The sequence below is a fragment of the Photobacterium pectinilyticum genome, assembly GCF_024357955.1.
Classification (GTDB): Bacteria; Pseudomonadota; Gammaproteobacteria; order Enterobacterales; family Vibrionaceae; genus Photobacterium; species Photobacterium pectinilyticum.
Genome location: NZ_JANEYT010000154.1, coordinates 1 through 2672 on the forward strand (window position 1 = coordinate 1; position 2672 = coordinate 2672).

Annotated in this window: 2 protein-coding genes; both read left to right on the forward strand. The window is 51.1% G+C overall.

Features of this window, described 5'->3' with window-relative positions; all coding sequences use genetic code 11:
• The first annotated feature begins 234 nt into the window (after positions 1 to 234).
• Positions 235 to 1767, forward strand: coding sequence for an IS21 family transposase (gene istA, locus NHN17_RS25510; protein ID WP_255045475.1), 1533 nt, complete (start codon positions 235 to 237; stop codon positions 1765 to 1767).
• A 9-nt stretch (positions 1768 to 1776) separates the two neighbouring features.
• Positions 1777 to 2517 (forward strand): IS21-like element helper ATPase IstB, encoded by a 741-nt coding sequence (gene istB / locus NHN17_RS25515; RefSeq protein ID WP_255045477.1) that lies wholly within the window; start codon positions 1777 to 1779, stop codon positions 2515 to 2517.
• Positions 2518 to 2672: the final 155 nt, after the last annotated feature.

Consider the following 2672-nt stretch of genomic DNA (forward strand, 5'->3'; position numbering starts at 1 on the left):
GGTCAATTGAGGGTTTAGGCATATTTGTCTCCGTAATGAATTAAATTCTAAGGCGACAACCATGCTGACACAGGGGGTTCCGGTTTAAACCGATCACCGATTCCGGGATTATCCGGCCAATTTTCACCTAACTCCGGAATCTATGATCGGAATCGCCGGAATCCATACTTTTTCTCTTTTAAATCAACAGCTCACTATCCTTGCTATACATCAGATGGTTGCAAGGAAGTGACAATGCCAAAAAAGAGAATACCGATGACCAAAATTAAAGAGGTGTTACGCCTGAAATTTGATTGCGGGCTGTCCAACCGCAACATCGCTTCCTGCCTGAAAATAGGTTGCTCCACCGTCTCTGAAATCCTCACGCGCTTCAAGCAGAGCCACATTGGCTGGCCGCTTCCCGAGGCTTGCTCAGACACTGAACTTACTCGGGCGCTCTATCACCCTAAGGGTGCAAGCCAATCCAAGGCTATACCTGACTTCGCCCAGTGTTTTGTCGAACTCAAACGCAAAGGTATGACCAAACTGCTCTTATGGCAGGAATATTATGAGCAGCACCAAGAGAGAGCTTACCGGTACAATCAGTTCTGCGAGCACTACACCCGCTGGCTTAAAAAACAAAAGCGCAGCATGAGACAAATCCATACCGCAGGCGACAAGCTCTTCATCGATTACTGCGGCCCAACCATCCCTGTTGTTAACCCTGATACCGGAGAAGTGCGCCAGGCTCAGGTTTTTGTTGCCACCTTAGGTGCATCTAACTACACCTATGTCGAAGCCTTCCCGGGACAGGGAAAGGTCTACTGGCTGGAAGCGCATGCCAATGCCTTCGAGCACTTCGGTGGCGTCCCCAGACTCATGGTGCCTGATAACCTGCGTTCCGCCGTCAGCAAGGCAGACCGCTATGCGCCAACGATCAATGACAGCTACCAAAAGCTGGCGCATCATTATCAAACCGCCATCATGCCTGCCCGCCCTTATAAACCCAAAGATAAGGCGAAGGCGGAAAACGCGGTGTTACTGGTTGAACGCTGGATCATGATGCGCCTGCGCCATCGAACCTTCCATACCTTCAAAGAGCTGAACCTGAGTATCAGGGAGCTCATGGATGAGCTCAACCAGCGAGAGATGAAGCAAGTTGGCGCCAGCAGGAAGGCCCTCTTCGAAACCCTGGACAAACCGGCATTAAAGCCACTTCCCATCCAGCGTTATCTCTACACCGAAACAAAACGGGCCAAGGTCGGCCCTGATTACCATATCGAGTACCAACGGCATTATTACTCGGTACCACACCAGTTAGTCGGCCAACATATAGAGTTGGAGGCCACTTCGAGGCTGGTGCAGATTTACTCTCAGGGGAGCCTTGTCGCGCAGCATGCCAGAAGCACGAAAGAAAGAGGGATGAGCACATATCCCGAACATATGCCCGAGAATCACCGACACCAAAAATGGTCACCGGAACGCCTACTGCGCTGGGGTGGTCGCATCGGCAGTGCCACACGGGAGGTGGTGAACGCTCAACTGATGTCGAAGCCGCACCCAGAGCAGGCATACCGGAGCTGCCTTGGGTTGTTGAACTTAAGTCAGAAGCATGGTGAATGCCGCCTTGAGCAAGCCTGTAAAGACGCCCTTCTGGTTAACAAACCTTACTTCCAGTTCATCAAAAATCTGTTGGTTAATCATCGCGAAGGCCAACTCAGCCACGACACGACAGTGACTCCAGAACTTGTTCACAGCAATGTGCGTGGCCCCGACTGTTACCACTAGGAGATAACGATGAACCAACTGAATGAACGACTTAAAGCCCTTCGCCTAAGCCATGCCGCCACCGCACTGGAGCAGCAACAAGAGCAACTCTCCACGTATGCTGAGCTGACGTTCGAGGAGCGCTTGGGCCTGCTGCTCGAAAGTGAGTTACTCAACCGCAGCCAAACCAAGATCCAACGCCTGAAACGCCAGGCAAAGTTAAGGCTGGATGCCCAGCCAAGCCAAATCCTGTACAAGGAAGGCCGCGGGCTCAAACGCCAGCAGGTCAGTGAACTACTGACCGGTGGCTATCTTCATAAACACCAGAACATCTTGGTGACAGGCCCGACAGGTGCAGGCAAGACCTATATCGCTTGCGCCCTTGCAACTCAGGCTTGCGAGCAGCAACACATGGTTCGCTACTATCGTCTGAGCCGTCTACTGGATGACCTGAGTACAGGTCGCTTGGATGGCACATATCAAAAACAGCTACAGACTCTGGCAAAAAAGCAGTTACTCATCCTTGATGACTGGGGGATGGAAAAACTGTCTCAAGATCATGCGGGGCACTTGCTGGAAGTGCTTGAAGATCGATACCAAGTAAATAGCACTATCGTTGTCAGCCAGCTACCAGTAAAGGAGTGGTACAACATGATAGGCAATGCCACCGTTGCCGATGCACTGTTAGATCGTCTGATACACCACAGCCACCGAATCGAGCTGGGAGGAGAGTCTATGCGAAAACTGGTGCAATCCGATCACTTAGAGTAAAAATAAGGGTAGAGAAAAAGTAGGTAAAAGGGTGATCGGATAAAAGCGGAATCCTAGATCACAATCGCCGGAATACGCAACGACTTTCGAAGTCGGTTCATGCGGTGGAGATAGCAACTGTACTCGATGGCTCTATTTTCAAACCGATGACGTGT

Coding starts and splice junctions, on each gene's coding strand:
- istA (WP_255045475.1), top strand. CDS start 235: ATGCCAAAAAAGAGAATACCGATGACCAAAATTAAAGAGGTGTTACGC.
- istB (WP_255045477.1), top strand. CDS start 1,777: ATGAACCAACTGAATGAACGACTTAAAGCCCTTCGCCTAAGCCATGCC.